Source organism: Halomonas sp. HL-93 (assembly GCF_900086985.1).
Classification (GTDB): domain Bacteria; phylum Pseudomonadota; class Gammaproteobacteria; order Pseudomonadales; family Halomonadaceae; genus Vreelandella.
Map to the genome: position 1 here is coordinate 2,445,054 of NZ_LT593974.1, position 18,088 is coordinate 2,463,141.

Below are 18,088 nucleotides of genomic sequence, written 5' to 3' on the forward strand. Positions count from 1 at the left end.
TGTTCACCTCACCACAAAACGATGGGGCAAAGTCCACTCAGTCAATGTTATTCTTATCTTCTATTTATTATTTTAACGAGCCACGCTAATACTCATGCCAGAGACAGCTGCTAGCACGCCTTTTCGTCAAAGCGCACTGCGCACGCTAAACATCGAGCAAGCCGCGATCGCAGGTTTGGCCGCCAAACTGGATGCGCATTTCGACCATGCCTGCGAGCTTATCTTGGCCTGCCAAGGACGCGTAGTCGTCACCGGTATGGGAAAATCTGGCCATATTGCGGGTAAGCTCGCGGCTACATTAGCCAGCACCGGATCGCCCGCTTTTTTCGTTCACCCGGGCGAAGCCAGCCACGGCGACCTGGGAATGATCACGCGCAGCGACGTCGTTATAGCGCTCTCTAACTCAGGGGAAACCGCCGAAGTGACCGCCCTGCTGCCGCTACTCAAGCGGCTGGGGACGCCACTAATCAGCATGACGGGGCGCCCCACCTCGACCCTGGCCCAGCATGCGGATGCTCATTTAAATAGCAGCGTGGATCGCGAAGCTTGCCCCCTTGACCTTGCCCCGACAAGCTCAACCACAGCGGCCTTGGCCCTCGGCGACGCCCTCGCGGTGGCGCTTCTGGAAGCGCGTGGTTTTACCGCAGAGGACTTTGCATTGTCGCATCCTGGCGGCAGCCTCGGCCGACGCCTGTTGCTGCGCGTTCGCGACCTTATGCATCAGGGTGAACGTTTACCGCAGGTTGCATTAGGCAGCCCACTACGCGACGCCTTATTGGAAATCACCCGGCAAGGCTTGGGCTTCACCTGCGTGGTGGACCCCAACGGCCAACTAGCCGGCGTCTACACGGATGGCGATTTACGCCGCACGCTGGATAACTTCCACGATTTGCGTGAAGTGCGGGTAGATGACGTCATGACGCGGCCCGGCAAGCGGATATCCCCCGACCTGCTGGCGGCGGAAGCCGTGCGCATCATGGAGGACAACCGCATTACCGCCCTCGCGGTGGTGGATGAACAACAACGCCCAATAGGCGCTCTACATATGCATGACCTGCTCGCCAGCGGCGTCATTTAATTGAATCGACCGGAGGCTCAATGACCCTTTCCACTGACCTACTCGACCGACTGCGTCGCATTCGCTTATTTGCCCTTGATGTTGATGGCGTACTCACCGACGGTCGGCTTTACTTTCAGGCCGATGGCGTGGAAATCAAAGCCTTCCACACCCAAGACGGCCATGGGCTCAAACTACTTAAACGCGCGGGTATTTCAGTCGCCCTGATCACCGGTCGTGACTCACCCATGGTCAGTCAACGCGCCGCTGCGCTGGGCATTCCTCACGTCTACCAAGGCTGCGAGGATAAATTGACCGTGCTGCGCGACCTTTGCCAACGCCTTGGGCTTGAACTGCCTCAAGTAGCGTATTGCGGCGACGACCTACCCGATTTGGCAAGCATCAAGCGAGCGGGGGTCGGGATCACGGTGCCCAACGCACCTGACTACATGCACACCCATGCTGACTGGGTGACAGAGCGCCTGGGCGGCCACGGAGCGGTTCGTGAAGTCTGCGATGCGCTACTCGACGCCCAAGGGCACTGGGGCGCCGTCATCGATACCTACTTACACGGCTGAGGAACTATGTTGAAGCAACTTCGCACGCGCGTGGGACTTGCGCTGATTGTGCTGGCCCTCGGCGGCATGCTGGTATGGCTGGACCCTGGCGGCCCGCAAACTGTCCCCCAGGACCCAGATGCGCGTGCGGAAGAGCCGGGGCATGTCCTACACAATGCCGAGCTCACGCTATTTGACGAACAGGGTAATATCCAGCAGGGGCTGACCACACCCCGCCTGGTACATACCCCTCAATCTGCGACGACCCAGACCGAAACACCCCACGCCACACTTTATGACAGCGAGCGACGCGTGTGGAACGCCACGTCAGAGGTGGGCACGCTTAACACTCGCTCCCAGGAACTGACGCTTTCCGGCAATGCCAAGCTCATAGCACCCGAAGAGGGCTGGCAACTCGATACAGATGTCCTGCACTATGAAGGGAAAAACGCCCATGCATGGAGTGACACCCACGTGCTACTCCAGCAACCGCCCCAGCGAACAACGGCGCAGCGGATGGATGCATGGCTAAACGAGGATGAGGTGAGGCTTGAAGATAACGTTCAAGGCCACCACCCCCCAGAGACGCAACCTGGACAGGAATAAAACATGAAAGCGTTTATCTACACGGCGGTTGCCGCTGCCTGCTTAGTCCCTTTTTATGCGCTGGCGGATAATCACCAGCAACAGCAACCGGTTGAAGTCGAAGCCGATCAGCTTGACCTTGACCAACGTGCCGGTACGGCGGTTTACACCGGCGACGTAGAGGTTCGCCAGGGAGATATGCTGATCAGAGGCGATGAAGTTGAAATCCAACGTAACGAAGAAGGCGAGCTCTCGCGGGCGACGGCACTGGGTGATCGCGCCTATTTACGTCAGCAACCCGAGGACCAAGATGGCCCGATAGAAGGCTGGGGCCGGCGCGTGATTTATCACGTCGCCGAGCGCCGGGTTGAGTTGATTGACCAGGCAGAAATCATTCAACAAGGCGACCGCTTCACCGGCGGACGTTTGGATTATTTCATCGACCGCGAGGTCGTCGAAGCGCGTTCCGATGTTGAGAACCAAGAGCCGCAACGCATCCGCATGACGCTGCAACCCGAAGACTAAGGAGAGCCCGATGGTAGCTGCCGCCGAAAGCGCAACTCGAACGCTACACGCCCGCCATTTGGCAAAAAGCTATAAGCGCCGACGCGTCGTAAAAGATATTAACCTGGACATCTCCCAAGGCAGCATTGTGGGTTTGCTTGGCCCCAACGGCGCGGGTAAAACCACCTCGTTCTATATGATTGTCGGCTTGGTCAAGGCAGATGCAGGCAGCGTCGGCATCGACACCCTTGATCTTTCTCGCGCCCCTATGCACGAGCGCGCCAAGGCAGGCATTGGCTACTTACCTCAAGAAGCGTCGATTTTCCGCAAGCTTTCCGTCGCCGATAACATCATGGCCATTTTGCAGACCCGAAGCGACCTGGACCGCGCCGGACGCGAAGCTCGTCTGGAAACACTGCTAGAGGATTTTCATATCACCCATATCCGCGACAATATGGGCATGAGCCTATCGGGTGGTGAACGGCGGCGCGTCGAAATCGCTAGGTCACTGGCCACTGAGCCTGCATTTATTCTGCTCGATGAACCCTTCGCGGGCGTAGACCCTATTTCAGTGGGCGACATCAAGTCGATTATCCGCGCATTGAAGGACCGGGGCATTGGCGTATTGATCACCGACCACAACGTGCGTGAAACGCTGGATATATGCGACATCGCCTACATTGTCGGCGATGGCCACATTATTGCCAGCGGCACACCAAACGCCATTCTTGACAATCAAGAAGTGCGCGACGTTTACTTAGGCGCTGATTTCCGTCTGTAAAGCTATCAATGGCATATTTATTGCCGGTGGCATGCTTATTGCACTTGCACCAAAACAAAACTCGCACTAGGGTGGATGCTTTCCGATAACCGAATGGTTCTCTGATGGTCATGAAAGCTTCTCTTCAACTGCGAATTGGCACCCAGCTCACCATGACACCTCAGCTGCAGCAGGCAATTGCTCTGCTGCAGCTATCAACGCTCGATTTACGCCAGGAAATTCAGCAAGCGCTGGACGCCAACCCCATGCTTGAGCAGGAGGATGAGTTCAGCGAACAAGCCGCCAGCGAGCCGGAAGAAGCCGAATGGGCAGACAGCATCCCCACAGAGCTCTCCGTCGACAGTGACTGGTCGGATACCTACCAGGACACGGGCAGTACCGGCAGCTCGAGTGGTGAGGGCCCTGACTTTGAACGCCAAGCGGCGGGGCAAAGCCTACACGGCCACCTCCTCTGGCAACTGGCCATGACCGATTTAAGCAGCCGCGAACAGCTGGTTGCCGAGAGCCTGATTGATGCTCTCGATACAAACGGCTACCTCACCCAGCCACTCAACGATATCCGCGAAGGGCTGCGCGCCCAAGGCGTGGAAGGGCTCAGCCAGCGTGAGGTTGAAACCATCTTGTTACGGCTTCAACAGTTTGAGCCCACCGGCGTGTTCGCCCGTGATCTTCGCGAGTGCCTGATGCTACAACTCGCCACGCTACCCGACGATACGCCGTTATTGATTCCCGCGCGGCGTTTGGTGCGCCAGTTTCTGGAAGCCTTGGGCAAAAATGATCAACGTCTACTCAAGCGACGATTAAGTCTCGACGATGCGCAGCTAGACGAGGTCGTCCAGCTCATCCGCAGCCTTGACCCGCGCCCAGGCAGCGCTTATAGCGCCACTGACGACAGCTATGTGATCCCCGATCTAGTGGTTCGCCACGATAACGAAGGCTGGCACCTCGAACTCAATCCAGAGGCGCTGCCTAAGCTCAGGATTCAACCCGACTACGCCAGCCTGATTAAGCGCGCCGACAAAAGTCAGGATAACCAATTCCTCAAAGACCACTTACAGGAAGCCCGCTGGCTGATCAAAAGCCTCTCCAGCCGCAACGACACGCTACTGCGTGTCGGCCGCGAAATCATCACTCGCCAAATCGGCTTTTTAGAGCAGGGCGAAGAAGCCATGAAGCCGCTTATTCTGGCGGATATTGCGGATGCGGTAGAGATGCACGAATCGACGATTTCTCGCGTCACCACCCAGAAATTCATCCATACCCCAAGGGGTATTTTCGAGCTTAAATACTTCTTCTCCAGCCAAATAAGCGGTCAAGACGGTGACAGCCACTCCAGTACGGCGATTCGTGCACGGCTCAAAAAATTAATTCAGGAAGAGCCCTCCGGCAAACCACTGTCGGACAGCCGTTTAGTGACTCTACTTGAAGACGTCGGCATCCACGTGGCACGCCGCACTGTCGCCAAATATCGAGAAGGCATGGGCATTCCCTCATCCAGCGAGCGACGTCGTTTGCGTTAGATAAACGGAAACTCATCACAAGGGCTTTGCTTAACGGCAAAAAGGGTTACAATCGAAGAACAGTCCGATGGATAAGGAGTACGTCAATGCAAGTCAATATCACCGGTCATCATGTGGAACTGACTGACGCCTTGCGTGACTATGTCAACGAAAAGTTGGAACGCGTCGAGCGCCATTACGACAACATTACCACCGTGCAGGTAACGCTTTCGGTTGAAAAAGAGCGCCAACAGGCGGCCTGCACGTTGCACGCAGCAGGTGCTGACTTGCACGCCGAAGCCCTTGATAATGATATGTACGCCGCCATTGACGCCCTAGCGGACAAAATCGATAGGCAACTCGTTAAGCATAAGGAAAAAGCACAAGCCCGCGCCCAAGGCGCAGGCGTGCGTTAATTCAATGACGTTGGCCACTATCCTCCCCCCGGAGCGCGTTCTCTACGATGTGCCTGGGGGCAGCAAAAAACGGGTGCTGGAGTTTTTCAGCACCTTCATCGCGCAAAACATCCCAAGCCTCGATAGCCAGGAAGTATTCAGTCGCTTGATTGGGCGTGAACGCCTGGGCAGCACGGGAATTGGCAACGGTGTGGCGATTCCTCATGCGCGAAGCCCACACTGTGAATCGCCTATCGCGGGCTTTCTCAAACTCAATGAAGCGGTCGACTTCGATGCAATTGACGGCGATCCGGTGGATTTGGTGTTTGTCCTACTTGTGCCCGAAGAAGCGGACGACACGCATTTGGCCTTGCTGGGCCAAGTCGCTTCCATCATGAACGACGCCGACACACGCCAGCAGCTACGCAAAACGGGCAGTCAACGTGAATTGCTGGATCTCATCTCCGCCAAGATACGCGACCAAGCAGCCAGTCAGTAACCCGCTGGCACGTCCGGTGGGTATAGATTGAGTTAACGTCTTAATCTGGCTGGTTACCCACGTCACTTGACCGCAAGCAAGAGAGCCTTCATGCAACTCGTCATTATTAGTGGACGATCCGGGTCAGGCAAATCAATTGCCTTACAGGCGCTGGAAGATTTGGGCTATTACGCCATTGATAATTTGCCAGCCATGCTACTGGACTCGCTGATTGATGAGCTACGCGACCAGGGGGAACGCACCCATCTGGCGGTTAGCATTGATGCGCGCAATCTGCCGGGCGCGCTTGCTAAGCTTCCCAAGCTTCTCGAAGAGCTTCGCCAACGTACCATCAAGTGTCAGATTGTATATCTGACCACCGATGCACGCATTTTGCTGGAGCGCTATTCGGCTACTCGAAGGCGCCACCCGTTAACACGCAATAGTACGCTCACGCTTGAAGAAGCCATTGATCAAGAAGAGCAAACGCTGCACGAAATCCGTGACCTCGCCGATCTCACTATCGATACATCGCGCCTGTCAGTACACGATCTTCGTCGTCGTATCACCGACCAGGTAGCGCATCAGCGACGTGATCAGCTAACGCTGACCTTTGAGTCATTCGGCTATAAGCGCGGTGTGCCGCTCGATGCCGATATCGTTTTCGACGTGCGCTGCCTGCCTAATCCTTACTGGGATCCCTCTCTGCGCTCGTCTACTGGCCGCGATGCCGATATAATTGCGTTTTTAGCTAACTATCCCCTGGTCGATGACATGGCCAGCGATATTCAGGCGTGGCTTGAACGCTGGCTTCCGGCCTACCAAAACAGCCAGCGCAGCTACATGACCGTCGCGATAGGATGTACCGGGGGTCAGCATCGCTCAGTGTATATGGTTGAACAACTGGCGCAGCGCCTCGCCGGACAAGCAGGCGAGGTACAGTTACGCCACCGCGAGCTGGGCTTACAATACACGGTCAACGCGCCGCTTTAGTATTAGTTGCCCTAGCCGTATAGCAAGGGCCATCATCCATTGCGACGACCCTAGCAGCCAAAAGGAATCAGGGTGCCCGAACGTAGACTTACCCTTACAAATCAGCGCGGCCTTCACGCTCGCGCTGCGACCAAACTTGTACAGTGCAGCCAGCAATTTGACGCCAACGTACGTGTCTTAAAGCAGCAGCAGGAAGCCGATGCCGCCAATATCATGGCCCTCTTGATGCTTGCAGCGCCTTGTGGCACGGAGCTATGCATAAGAGCAGAAGGCAATGACGCCGAACAAGCGCTGGATGCGATTCAAGCGCTGTTCGACGCACGTTTCGACGAGGACAAGTAAAGCCCTGCCTGCCTTGCTAAGTTAGCTACCCGCGATAGTCATACCATCAATCAGCCAACTGCCGGAATGGATACTGCCCCGCCGGTCAATGTCATCACCCACGCCAATCAAGCTTGCGTACATACGCTCCAGATTACCGGCAATAGTGAACTCTTCTATGGGGTATTGAATCACGCCTTTCTCGACCCAGAAACCCGCAGCACCGCGTGAGTAGTCGCCGGTCACGCCGTTAATTCCCTGGCCCATTAACTCGGTCACCCAAACGCCAGTGTCCATTTGTTCCAGCAGCGACGCCTGGCTGGTTAACGGCGCGGTAATGCGCATATTGCGTGCGCCGCCAGCGTTACCCGTCGTGGTCATACCCAAGCGCCGGGCGCTGTATGAAGACAGCATGTAACTTGCAATCTTGCCGTGGTCGATAAAACGATTATTGCGCGTTTGCACGCCTTCCCCATCAAACGGGGAGCTAGCCGTCGCCCCGACCTCCATTGGCCGCTCTTCGAGGCTAAACCAATCAGGGAACAGCGGCGTGTTGAGCCGATCACACAGGAAAGAGGCCTGACGGTATAGCGCACCGCCCGCCAGGGCACCCATTAGATGGCCCACCAGACCACTCGCCAGACTGGGGTCGAACAGCACCGGATAAGTCCCCGTAGGCGGTCGTTTGGCCCCCAGCCGACGCAGAGTTCGTCTGGCCGCTTCGCGGCCAACCGCTGCCGGGTCAGATAGCTGATCAGGATCGCGCGCCGAGGTGTAATCCATGTCACGCTGCATACCCTGCGCGTCTTCGGCAATCAGCATGCAAGAAAGCGAATGCCGACTACCTTTCTGGGTACCGATAAAACCGTGGCTGTTGGCATACACGCGCACGCCTTCACCGCTGGACAGCGAGGCGCCGTCTGATTGGGTAATGCCTGCCACCTCGCGACCCGCTTGCTCACAGGTCAATGCCAGTTCAATAGCCTGATCAGTGGTTAACGCCCAAGGATGATGAACGTTTAAATCGGGCAGCTCAGTCGCCATCAACGCCGCATCGGCAAGCCCTGCTGACGGGTCTTCTCCCGTGTAGCGGGCAATCGCCAGGGCTTTTTCGACGGTGGCCTGTAGCGAAGCGTCGCTGGCATCCGTTGAAGAGGCGCTGCCTTTGCGCTGGCCCACGTACACGGTAATCGCAATGCCTTGATCTCGGGAAAGCTCAACGGTTTCAACCTCGCCCTGGCGGACACTGACGCCAATCCCCTGATCCACACTTGCGCCCACCTCAGCGGCATCGGCACCCATCCGTTTGGCCATCGCTAATGCACTTTCAGCACGAAGGATGAGCAGTGCCTGCTGGGCAGATGCATCGAACGCTTGAGCCATACAATCTCCTTAACCACCGACATAGCCGGTAGATCAATATTGAGCATCGCAGCCTGATATAATAAGGCCACGAATTCTGTTTAAGAGAACCCACGATGCCAAAACAACGCCCCGAGCCTATAGACGATGACATGGCAGAGCGCCCCAGCAAGTCCCAGTTAAAGCGCGAAATGCACGCGCTTCAGGCATTGGGGGAAACATTAATCGCCATGCAGCCCGCCGAGCGGGCCCGTTTCCCACTATCCGATGACATGCTGCGCGCCATCGACGAAACCGCTCGCATCCGTTCCCATGAAGGGCGCCGTCGGCATATGCAGTACGTCGGCAAATTAATTCGCAAGGAAGACCTTGCGGCTATTCAGGCCGTATTCGACGGCATCGAACAGGAAAAACAGCAACGCGACCACGCCTTTCATCGACTTGAAAAATGGCGCGACCGATTAATCGATGAAGGCGACCCGGCAACGGAGCAATGGCTCGTTGAGTACCCGGATACCGACCGCCAAACCCTGCGCCAATTAATCCGTAATGCCCAGCGTGAGCGAGAACAAAACAAGCCGCCGGCCAGCGCTCGCAAGCTGTTCAAGTTTTTACGCGATACCGTCCAGCTTTAATCCTGGTTTAAGACTGCGTGCCGCCGACGGTCAGCTCGTCAACTTTCAACGTCGGCTGACCAACGCCGACCGGCACGCCCTGGCCTTCTTTGCCACACACGCCGATGCCGGTATCCAGCGCCATATCATGACCGATCATCGACACCCGGCTCATGGCCTCAGGGCCGTTGCCAATCAACGTCGCGCCTTTCACCGGCGCCGTTACGCGGCCATCTTCAATCAAATAGGCTTCGCTGGCGGAGAACACAAATTTTCCAGAGGTGATGTCGACCTGGCCACCACCAAAGCTCACCGCGTAAATACCCCGCTTGACGCTCTTGATAATATCGCTTGGCTCATCCTGTCCCGCCAGCATGACGGTATTGGTCATTCGCGGCATCGGGATATGGGCAAATGACTCGCGACGGGCATTGCCAGTCGGCGCCATTCCCATTAGACGGGCATTAAGCTTGTCTTGCATGTAGCCGGTCAGGACACCATCTTCGATCAGCGAGGTATATTGCCCCGGCGTGCCTTCGTCATCGACGCTCAGAGAACCACGACCATCGCTTAAGGTAGCGTCGTCCACCACCGTGACGCCTTTTGAGGCCACGCGCTGGCCCATACGGCCTGCAAACGCCGAACTACCCTTACGGTTAAAATCACCTTCTAAACCATGCCCCACGGCTTCATGCAGCAAAATGCCTGGCCATCCGGCACCCAACACCACCGGCATTTGCCCGGCGGGCGCATCGACCGCCTCGAGATTGACCAGCGCTTGGCGTACTGCCTCTTTAGCATAGCGCTCTGAGACCTGCTCATCGCGCAGCCGCGACATGGAATAACGCCCTCCGCCGCCAGCGCTACCGCGCTCCCGGCGGCCGTTTTTAACAGCAATAACACTCACATTGAAGCGCACAAGGGGGCGAATATCGGTTGCCAACGTACCGTCGCTGGCACGCACCAACACTACTTCGTAGGTTCCGGACAGCGATGCACTAACTTGGCTGACGCTGGGATCTGCCGCGCGGGCAGCGCGATCCGCTTCTTTGAGCATGGCGACCTTTTCATCGGCGCTAAGGCCGGCGAGAGGGTCGATGCCGGCGTAGTAAGGCGACGCGGTTACGGGTTTAACGGCCTGCCCGATCAGGCGCTTGCCACTGCGCACAATACCGGACGCGGTACGCCCCGTATCCATCAACGCATCGGCAGTAATCTGGTTGGAGTATGCAAAGCCGGTTTTCTCGCCGGCAAGCGCACGGACGCCGACGCCACCATCAATATTGTAGCTTGCTTCCTTAACTTCGCCGTCTTCCAGTACCCAGCCTTCTTGCCAGGTGCGCTGGAAATACAGGTCGGCGTAGTCCACACCGGCGCCCATGGCGTAGCCCAGGCCAGCGTCAAGGGCGCCAAGGTCTAATCCGCCTGGGGTGAGCAAAATCGAAACGGCGGTTTGTAAATCGTCAGTGTGTGCGGTCATCGAGAACCTTCTAAAGTCACTTGCGGCGAGGCCCACGGCCCCTCCACACGGTAATAAATCGTGGTCGCCTGATCCAAGGCATCGCCAAACATCTGGTCGGCTAAAAACAGCGCGCCGCCCACCACGGGGGCCCCAATAGCGATCGCCGCCATGGGCAAGCCCTGGCTTAGCGGTAATGCGACGCCAAGGCGTTGATCAAGTTCACGGTTCACCAAATCAACGTCGCCACTAAGGGACAGCGTGGCGGCGGGCGCCTCAATTTGCAATGGACCGCGCAGCATAAGCTTACCTTCGGCGATATCCGCCGAGCCATGCACGCGATCAAACGCCGTGCCTTGTCCGGTCACATCGGAAAAATCCAACCGCAAACGGCGTAAGATATTGTCAAAGTTCAACAGCCCCACTAAGCGGGCCGGTGCCGATTCAAGGGTAAGAAAGCGACCATCGCGTATATCGGTGGTCATCTCCCCCCCGGCCTGGGCGAGATCCAACTGCCACGGAGCCCCCGGCCAGGCCAGTGTTGCATCCACCTGGGTGCTCCGGCTACGCATGGCCACCGGCTGGTCGAGATGCTCAAGCGCAGTGGCAATATTACCGCCCTTGATCGCCACTTCCGCACGGGTTTTGCTAGTGGCGGCGCCACCTTCCCAATGCAGCGCACCGGAAGCGGTTAGTTGGCCAAGCGTCAAGCCAACCGGTTCTAGCGAAATACCGTCACCATCAGCTTGCCAGAAGGCTGTCAAAGGACCGATTCGCTTATTGTCGAGCAACATCTCGGACAAGCGTAAGCGGCCATTAGGAACATCGGCTAGCCACGCGGGCAATGCCATTGGTGTTGATGCTTCAGGTGTCGTTGTTTCAACCGACTCCGTCCAGGAAGACGGCATAGACACAATTTGCTGCTCGCTATTGCTTCCAGACACTGCATCAACAATGGGATCTAAAGAGAGCTGAGAGAGCGCAATATCCAAGGGCGTCGCCCCGCTGGGACGGTAATCAACCCGCCCTCGCACCAAATCGCTGTCGAGCATCAGCGACAAGTTGCTATCGTGCAGGTCGCCCTCGGCTGTGCCACCACCCAAGCAATCCTGCTTGTATACCACGCAAGACGTGGTGACACTCAACGAAAGCGGTGGCAACGCTGAGATAGACGCCTCTTCAGCGTCTATCTGGTCGCCGCCCTGAACGATGGGCGATAACGCAGTCTGCCAAGCGTCGATATCTAACCGCTCAACATCGGCTGCCAACTGCCAGCCTGCAGTTTGGCGCCAGCTTTCCGTAGAACGCGATGCCCTACCCAGACGTACATTGCCCGCCAACTCCCCTCCGGCGGACTGGACATGCAAGTCAGCGATGTCAGCCAGACGGCTTTTAATGCGTAGAGGGTCCAGATCCGCCGTTAGTGTCCAGGGCCATGCCTGTTGCGCGCTTTTAGTAAAGGGGGCGGGTAGCTTAATAGCCATGCCTTGCCAGTCGCTTTCCAAGGCCAGTTTAGGCGCTGGCGATAACGTTAACCGCCCTTGCCAGGATGACCGGCCCTCGGCGAGCGCAGCCGCTGCTTCGGAGCTCAAACCTGCCAACCTTAGCAGTCCATCAGACGATGCCTCACCCTGCAGTTCGACACCATCGCCTCGGGTATCAATCGCTGCTTCAATTACGCCGTCCCACAGCTGTCCGTTTAACTGGCCAATCAACGCGTTTTGCTCACCTTGTTGTTGCCAGGTGAGTTGTCCCTGCAGTGCCTCAATACGCGCGGCTAATTCGCCGTAACCCACTTGCATTTCTCTAGGTGCTGCGTTGACTTCCAAGGCGAGGTCATCTTCATTGTCCAGCGACATTGCAAGGGCGATATCGCCGTCGATATCGCCCTGTAAATCAAGCTGCTCAAGACCCGGCAGGTCACTATCGGGGATTGCCGTCAAGAAGGCTAACGCGTTTTGCCCACTCGCCTGCCACTGGCCAGAAAGGTTCAGGGCGTCATCTTGTAGTCGCAGCGCCCCATCCGAGAGCACGACTCCCTGACTTTGTCCGCGCTCCACTTCAGCCATCAGATGGTCGTTTTGCCACTTCAAGCGCCCAGCCAAACCGTCAACTTGCGGCCAGTCAGGTGCAATGGGCAAATAGCCATCACGCAATGTCAGATCAAGGTTGGTGCGCACCTCGTCACTGGCAACATCATCGCCTAAAGGCTGGCTAAGCTTTAGCGCCCCTTGTGTTACATAGCCTCCAACATCGCTCTCCAGCCATTCGCGTAGCTCCGGCTCCAGCACCCTCATCGGCACCCACTGCGCGAGAGGGCGCTCCACTGCGTCGACATCCTGAAAATTGATATCCAGGCCAAAATTTCCTTGCTCCGCATCGGTAACTAATCCAAAGCCACCAGTGACGCGGGCACCGTCCCAAACGAGTGCGATATCGCGACCGCTAACTAATGCCCGAGGGCCATCGTAAACCCACTCGACCTGTCCGGTGGCATGCTGCAATTGCATGGGGGCATCAAATAATTCAGGAAAGTAAAGCGTGCTTTCACGCTGGTTAGCAAACTGTACCCGCCCCCTGAAATCACGCGCCTGCACCCAGGCGTCCAACGGACCACCTCCCGGGGCCTGCTCCCAAGGCAATGCTTCGAGGTTACTGATAGCCGCATCAATGCCCCACTCTCCTTCACGCTGACCAAGGCTCAGACCTTCTACTTGCCCCCGCGGGGCGAGCGTTTGCAACACGCGAGTGACTGACTCGGGCAACAAGATGTAGTCTCGCCAAGCGGCAAGCGACGCCAGCTCAAAGGCGCTAGTACGCAACTGCCAATCGTCCGGCTGGTGGGTCAAATACCAATGCCGGGGGAGCGCAGGACCTTCACTGACGCCCGTCGGCTCCGCCCACTCAACGTTTACTGCATTGCCTGTTAACCAGGCTTCTCCTCCATCACCGTCACGCTGCCACTGCCCTAGGGCTTCTACATCTTTCAACATGGCTCGCTGTACATCATGGCGTAGCGTTAACTGCGGTATATCTACCCCCACCCGGGCCTGATCTAATTGCCCCTTGTACCACTGCCCCCAAAGCTTCGCATCGCCCCCCGCCTGGGTTATTTGCGGTATATACCCGGGGCGTAGCACATCCGCCAGCAGCGCCAGATGGTCGAGTTGAATTTCCACATTCAGTGCAGCGGAAAAGTCTCGATAGCCTTCCTCACCTGGCTCAACTTCCGCCTGCATGTGCGCCATGGGCAACGGTCTGGAGGGCGTATCTTGCGTCTGATCAATGATATTAATACTGCCTTCAAGCAGAGTGCGTTGGTCGTCTCCCCCCAGCAGCAGCGTTGGCGCATGTAAGTCGACGGTATTGCGCTCACCGTGTAGTACGACACGGGTGTCTTCTACGCTCAACCGCTGGCGGAGAAGAATCCCTGTCCAGCGGTCCAGCGCGGCTAAATTGATGGCTGGCCGATCTTCCATTACAGGCAGTTTGGCCGGTGCTGGCCACCGCCATTCTTCACCAAACAGTCGGTAAAGATGAAACTCAGTACCACGGATATCGGCGTCGTTGAAAATAGGCGTGAGCGCTTTGAGCGATGCCCAGACATCGAGTCGTAATTTGGCGTGGTCCAGCTTGAAAAGCGGGTAGCCATTGGGAGTTTGCGCGCTGACATCGCCCACCATGAGTTGGATATCATTGCGCTCAAAGGCTAGCGTCAGCCGTTCGATGTTGACCGGCACGCCTACCCTGGCTTCTAGCAATGCCTCAATACGCGGCGTCAGCGCATCCGCCTGGCTCATCGCCAAACGCAGCAGCAGCAGCACAATTGCCAGTGCCCCTAGCCACCACGCTGTCAACCTCAATGCAGTACGCACCACCGGGTGAATCGTCATGGATTACATCAACACAATGTCATACTGCTCTTGAGAGTAGTGCTGCTCCACTTGAAAGCGTATCGTCTTATTAATGAAGGTTTCCAAATCGGCCACGGCGGCCGACTCTTCATCTAATAAGCGGTCAACGACCGACTGGGAAGCCAACACCATATACGTTTCGGCACTGTAGGCCCGTTCTTCGCGCAGAATCTCACGGAAGATTTCATAGCACACCGTTTCAGGCGTTTTGAGCGTTCCCCGACCGCTACAGGTAGGACACGCCTCACATAGCGTTTGCTCAAGGCTTTCCCGTGTACGCTTACGGGTGAGTTGCACCAAGCCAAGCTCTGTGACCCCGGTACATTTCGTCTTGGCGTGATCGCGCTCCAGGGCCTTTTCAAGTACACGCAATACTTGCCGCTGGTGCTCGACATCTTCCATATCGATAAAGTCGATAATAATGATGCCGCCTAGATTACGCAGCCGCAGTTGTCGCGCTATGGCCGTTGCCGCTTCCAGGTTGGTCTTAAATATAGTTTCTTCCAGGTTGCGATGCCCGACATAGCCCCCGGTGTTGACGTCGATGGTGGTCATCGCCTCCGTGGGGTCAATCACCAAGTAACCACCCGACTTCAACTGTACTTTTCGTCCCAGCGCCTTTTGTATTTCATCTTCGACGCTGTACAGGTCAAATATAGGCCTTTCGCCGGGATAATACTCGATGCGATCCACCGCGTCGGGCATAAACTCCTCTGCAAACTCCACCAACTTGACGAAATTCTCACGGGAATCGATGCGGATTTTTTCGATATCATCGCGCATCACATCCCTTAACGTTCGCATAAATAACGGCAAATCGTCGTAAATGACCGTCGAGGGGGCCGCGGTAATTTTTCGCTCACTAACTTTGCGCCATAGCCGCAGCAAAAAATGCATATCACCGATGAGTTCCTCATCGCCGACACCTTCAGCCGCGGTGCGGACGATAAAACCGCCGACAACGTCTAAGGTTTGTTCGCCAATGCTGCTATCCAGTAATGCTTTCAGCCGCTCGCGCTCACGCTCATCTTCGATTCGCTGTGAAACGCCATGGTGAGGGGAATCGGGCATATAGACGAGATAGCGCGACGGAACTGAGAGATGAGTCGTCAGCCGGGCGCCCTTACTGCCAATGGGGTCTTTGGTGACCTGCACGACCAGCGCCTGACCTTCGTGAAGCAGTTGCCCGATCGTTTGCTGCTCTTCGACCGGCGTGCCGGGCGGCATCACTTCGTGGGCGTGGATAAAGGCAGCACGCTCGAGGCCAATATCAACAAAGGCAGCCTGCATTCCAGGCAGCACACGGACAATTTTGCCTTTGTAGATATTGCCGACAATGCCACGCCGACGAGAGCGCTCGATTAACGCCTCTTGAAGAACGCCATTTTCGACCAGGGCTACGCGGGTCTCCATCGGCGTTAAATTAATCAGAACCTCACCGCTCATGCAAAAATCCTTGTGGGTTTACGCGGGTAAATATCCATCCCATAACGGTACCCCCTGTCGACGCAGCAAGCACGCTGTTTCAAATAATGGCAGCCCCACCACTGCCGAATAGCTGCCTTCAATTCCTGCCACAAACACCGCTGCCATGCCTTGGATGGCATAGCCGCCCGCTTTGCCCTGAGGCTCAGAGGTACGCCAGTAAGCGGCTATCTCAGCGTCACTGATGTTACGCAGTGTCACACGCGTCTCCACACAGCACGTCAAAACGCCCTCTGGCCCTATCACTGCAACACCGGTCAACACCTCGTGTTGTCGTCCTGAAAGCCGCCGCAACATAGCCGCGGCGTGCTGTTCATCCGCGGGTTTGCCTAAAATCTGCCCATCAATGACTACTGCCGTGTCTGAGCCTAATGTAGGCAGAGATGTCATGGGCGTTGCGGCTTGCGCTTTGGCCTCTGCCAAACGCCTCACATAGCGCTCAGCAGGCTCATTCGTTAATGGGGTTTCATCAATATCGCAGGACTGTATCTGTACCGATACGCCTATCGATGCGAGCAAAGACCGCCGCCGCGGCGACGCTGACGCTAGGCATAAAACCGGCGCTGACTCCAACGACATACATGCTCCAACTTGATCACTCAAAAGCACCCTTACAGCTCATCTTGAGACGTATCAAGAACTGGCAAAACGACGCTGTAACGCAGCAAACATGGTCGCAAGCCAAGGCCATAAAACCGCGCTAACCAACGACGAGGTTAAAAATGCCAAATGAATGGAAAAATCACCTACCAGGCTGCGCACCCACTGATTAATCAACTGCACCAACCCCAATAGCACCAGTACTAGCAGCGCTTGTTGGAGCAATGAATAGGCTCGGAACCTGGCATAAACCAACGCGCACAGAAACGCTAACAATGAAAACATGATGGCATGCTGACCTAAGGGCGTTCCCTCGATAAGATCCAGCAGAATGCCCAGCACGAAGCCGTGAAAAACGCCTACTTGATCCGGCTCGCGCATACACCAGTAAATCAGCATCAGTCCCAGCCACTCAGGGCGAAATATCTGCCAGCCGTCGGCCAACGGCATCACCTGCAGACACAGTGCCAACAGCAAGGTCAACCAAATAACCACCAAGGGTGTCACCGGGATGCGGGGCATTAGGGCACCTCCTGAGATAACGATGTATCGTCGGGATTAACTACCTGGTGTGCACTACGTAACGCCTCGACCGAGACCCTTAGGGTGTCGTCCCACTGTTGCTCATCAGGAGACACCTGCGGCGGCGGTGAAAGTAACAGGAAATGACGCGAGCGTTTTAACTGCGCCATGGGCTCCGCTGTCACTTTGGCAAACGGTTGGCCAGGGTCATGTTCCACCTCGGTGACACGGGCAACAGGGTAACCAGGCGGGAATCGCCCAGCCAAGCCTGATGTGGTCAGCACGTCCCCTTCACGAATATCTGCTGTGTTCGGGACATGTAATACGTTCACCCGGCCATAGCGGCCCGCTCCCTGGACGATGAAGCGCAACCCGTTACGATTGACCTGCACTGGCAAGGCATGACTGGCATCAGCCAGCAAAAGCACGCGACTGGAATACGTCGAAACGGCCGTCACCTGACCGACAAGCCCCGTCGCATCAATCACCGGCTGACCCACATAAGCCCCATGACGGTGACCGCGGTCTACCACCATTTGATGGCTGAAGGGATCGTTATCAAGCGACAGCAGCTCGGCGGTCATGTAGGGGATATCACGCTGCTTAGCGGCATCCAGCAAACGTCGCAGTTCGGCGTTTTCCTTGGTGAGATTGGCCATCTGCTGACCGCGATGCGATAGCGTCAAGATTTGTTCACGCAGGCGCCGATTTTCATCGACAAGCGCTTGCTGGTCGGAAAACGCCAGCGACCCCCAATCCAAAAAACGGCTCGGCACTCCGACCACCCATTGGATGGGAGCCACCACCATAGACATCTGGGCGCGCACGTTTTCCATGCGCGTGAAACGCTGGTCGACAAACATCAGCGCACTAGCAATCAGCACGCAAAAAAACAGCCGATATCCCGGTAACGGACCGTGCGAAAACAGCGGCTTGATAGGCAAATCCCCCGCAATTAACCG

General features: G+C 56.6%; 18 protein-coding genes. 11 read left to right on the plus strand and 7 right to left on the minus strand.

Annotated features, from left to right (window positions below; all coding sequences use genetic code 11):
- Nucleotides 1-94 precede the first annotated feature (94 nt).
- The 10 genes from GA0071314_RS11385 to GA0071314_RS11430 all read left to right on the plus strand — a co-directional run bounded on the left by GA0071314_RS11385 (nt 95) and on the right by GA0071314_RS11430 (nt 7,191).
- The gene (locus tag GA0071314_RS11385; protein ID WP_074396752.1) at nt 95-1,078 is read left to right on the plus strand and encodes a KpsF/GutQ family sugar-phosphate isomerase; all 984 of its coding nucleotides are present in this window, start codon (nt 95-97) and stop codon (nt 1,076-1,078) included.
- A 20-nt stretch (nt 1,079-1,098) separates the two neighbouring features.
- Nucleotides 1,099-1,635, plus strand: coding sequence for a KdsC family phosphatase (locus GA0071314_RS11390; protein ID WP_074396753.1), 537 nt, complete (start codon nt 1,099-1,101; stop codon nt 1,633-1,635).
- Between the two features lie 6 nt (nt 1,636-1,641).
- A complete protein-coding gene (gene lptC, locus GA0071314_RS11395; protein WP_074396754.1) occupies nt 1,642-2,220 on the plus strand; it encodes an LPS export ABC transporter periplasmic protein LptC in 579 nt (192 codons plus the stop codon).
- A gap of 3 nt (nt 2,221-2,223) precedes the next feature.
- Nucleotides 2,224-2,724: a lipopolysaccharide transport periplasmic protein LptA gene (gene lptA / locus GA0071314_RS11400; RefSeq protein ID WP_074396755.1), complete on the plus strand. Its 501-nt coding sequence runs from the start codon at nt 2,224-2,226 to the stop codon at nt 2,722-2,724.
- Between the two features lie 10 nt (nt 2,725-2,734).
- Nucleotides 2,735-3,484, plus strand: a complete 750-nt coding sequence (gene lptB, locus GA0071314_RS11405; protein ID WP_074396756.1) for an LPS export ABC transporter ATP-binding protein — start codon at nt 2,735-2,737, stop codon at nt 3,482-3,484.
- A gap of 104 nt (nt 3,485-3,588) precedes the next feature.
- Nucleotides 3,589-5,004, plus strand: coding sequence for an RNA polymerase factor sigma-54 (locus GA0071314_RS11410; protein WP_074396757.1), 1,416 nt, complete (start codon nt 3,589-3,591; stop codon nt 5,002-5,004).
- A gap of 86 nt (nt 5,005-5,090) precedes the next feature.
- On the plus strand, nt 5,091-5,399 hold the full coding sequence (gene hpf, locus GA0071314_RS11415; protein ID WP_027335376.1) for a ribosome hibernation-promoting factor, HPF/YfiA family: 309 nt from the start codon (nt 5,091-5,093) through the stop codon (nt 5,397-5,399).
- A gap of 4 nt (nt 5,400-5,403) precedes the next feature.
- Entirely contained in the window at nt 5,404-5,877 is a 474-nt protein-coding gene (locus tag GA0071314_RS11420) for a PTS sugar transporter subunit IIA (RefSeq protein WP_074396758.1), read from the plus strand.
- Nucleotides 5,878-5,967: 90 nt separating this feature from the next.
- Nucleotides 5,968-6,849 (plus strand): RNase adapter RapZ, encoded by an 882-nt coding sequence (gene rapZ / locus GA0071314_RS11425; RefSeq protein ID WP_074396759.1) that lies wholly within the window; start codon nt 5,968-5,970, stop codon nt 6,847-6,849.
- Nucleotides 6,850-6,921: 72 nt separating this feature from the next.
- A complete protein-coding gene (locus GA0071314_RS11430) occupies nt 6,922-7,191 on the plus strand; it encodes an HPr family phosphocarrier protein (RefSeq protein ID WP_074396760.1) in 270 nt (89 codons plus the stop codon).
- 21 nt (nt 7,192-7,212) lie between these two features.
- Here GA0071314_RS11430 and pmbA read toward each other — a convergent pair whose 3' ends face one another.
- On the minus strand, nt 7,213-8,553 hold the full coding sequence (pmbA, locus tag GA0071314_RS11435) for a metalloprotease PmbA (protein WP_074396761.1): 1,341 nt from the start codon (nt 8,551-8,553) through the stop codon (nt 7,213-7,215).
- 95 nt (nt 8,554-8,648) lie between these two features.
- Between pmbA and yjgA the strand changes: the two genes are divergently transcribed.
- Entirely contained in the window at nt 8,649-9,167 is a 519-nt protein-coding gene (yjgA, locus tag GA0071314_RS11440) for a ribosome biogenesis factor YjgA (protein WP_074396762.1), read from the plus strand.
- Nucleotides 9,168-9,174: 7 nt separating this feature from the next.
- Here the strand turns inward: yjgA and tldD are convergent, their stop codons facing one another.
- From tldD to mreC, 6 genes are read right to left on the minus strand one after another with little or no spacing between them, the layout of a single operon-like run.
- On the minus strand, nt 9,175-10,626 hold the full coding sequence (gene tldD / locus GA0071314_RS11445) for a metalloprotease TldD (protein ID WP_074396763.1): 1,452 nt from the start codon (nt 10,624-10,626) through the stop codon (nt 9,175-9,177).
- On the minus strand, nt 10,623-14,498 hold the full coding sequence (locus GA0071314_RS11450) for a YhdP family phospholipid transporter (protein WP_074396764.1): 3,876 nt from the start codon (nt 14,496-14,498) through the stop codon (nt 10,623-10,625). The genes tldD and GA0071314_RS11450 overlap by 4 nt, the downstream gene beginning before the upstream one ends.
- A gap of 3 nt (nt 14,499-14,501) precedes the next feature.
- A complete protein-coding gene (rng, locus tag GA0071314_RS11455) occupies nt 14,502-15,965 on the minus strand; it encodes a ribonuclease G (protein WP_074396765.1) in 1,464 nt (487 codons plus the stop codon).
- Between the two features lie 18 nt (nt 15,966-15,983).
- Entirely contained in the window at nt 15,984-16,583 is a 600-nt protein-coding gene (locus GA0071314_RS11460; protein WP_074396766.1) for a Maf family protein, read from the minus strand.
- A gap of 54 nt (nt 16,584-16,637) precedes the next feature.
- Complete coding sequence (gene mreD, locus GA0071314_RS11465; protein ID WP_074396767.1) at nt 16,638-17,126, minus strand: rod shape-determining protein MreD; 489 nt, start codon at nt 17,124-17,126, stop codon at nt 16,638-16,640.
- Nucleotides 17,126-18,070, minus strand: coding sequence for a rod shape-determining protein MreC (gene mreC / locus GA0071314_RS11470; protein WP_074396768.1), 945 nt, complete (start codon nt 18,068-18,070; stop codon nt 17,126-17,128). The genes mreD and mreC overlap by 1 nt, the downstream gene beginning before the upstream one ends.
- Nucleotides 18,071-18,088: the final 18 nt, after the last annotated feature.

Coding starts and splice junctions, on each gene's coding strand:
- rng (WP_074396765.1), bottom strand. CDS start 15,965: ATGAGCGGTGAGGTTCTGATTAATTTAACGCCGATGGAGACCCGCGTA.
- rapZ (WP_074396759.1), top strand. CDS start 5,968: ATGCAACTCGTCATTATTAGTGGACGATCCGGGTCAGGCAAATCAATT.
- mreD (WP_074396767.1), bottom strand. CDS start 17,126: ATGCCCCGCATCCCGGTGACACCCTTGGTGGTTATTTGGTTGACCTTG.
- GA0071314_RS11450 (WP_074396764.1), bottom strand. CDS start 14,498: ATGACGATTCACCCGGTGGTGCGTACTGCATTGAGGTTGACAGCGTGG.
- GA0071314_RS11460 (WP_074396766.1), bottom strand. CDS start 16,583: ATGTCGTTGGAGTCAGCGCCGGTTTTATGCCTAGCGTCAGCGTCGCCG.
- GA0071314_RS11410 (WP_074396757.1), top strand. CDS start 3,589: ATGGTCATGAAAGCTTCTCTTCAACTGCGAATTGGCACCCAGCTCACC.
- lptA (WP_074396755.1), top strand. CDS start 2,224: ATGAAAGCGTTTATCTACACGGCGGTTGCCGCTGCCTGCTTAGTCCCT.
- yjgA (WP_074396762.1), top strand. CDS start 8,649: ATGCCAAAACAACGCCCCGAGCCTATAGACGATGACATGGCAGAGCGC.
- GA0071314_RS11420 (WP_074396758.1), top strand. CDS start 5,404: ATGACGTTGGCCACTATCCTCCCCCCGGAGCGCGTTCTCTACGATGTG.
- GA0071314_RS11385 (WP_074396752.1), top strand. CDS start 95: ATGCCAGAGACAGCTGCTAGCACGCCTTTTCGTCAAAGCGCACTGCGC.
- GA0071314_RS11390 (WP_074396753.1), top strand. CDS start 1,099: ATGACCCTTTCCACTGACCTACTCGACCGACTGCGTCGCATTCGCTTA.
- lptB (WP_074396756.1), top strand. CDS start 2,735: ATGGTAGCTGCCGCCGAAAGCGCAACTCGAACGCTACACGCCCGCCAT.
- tldD (WP_074396763.1), bottom strand. CDS start 10,626: ATGACCGCACACACTGACGATTTACAAACCGCCGTTTCGATTTTGCTC.
- lptC (WP_074396754.1), top strand. CDS start 1,642: ATGTTGAAGCAACTTCGCACGCGCGTGGGACTTGCGCTGATTGTGCTG.
- pmbA (WP_074396761.1), bottom strand. CDS start 8,553: ATGGCTCAAGCGTTCGATGCATCTGCCCAGCAGGCACTGCTCATCCTT.
- hpf (WP_027335376.1), top strand. CDS start 5,091: ATGCAAGTCAATATCACCGGTCATCATGTGGAACTGACTGACGCCTTG.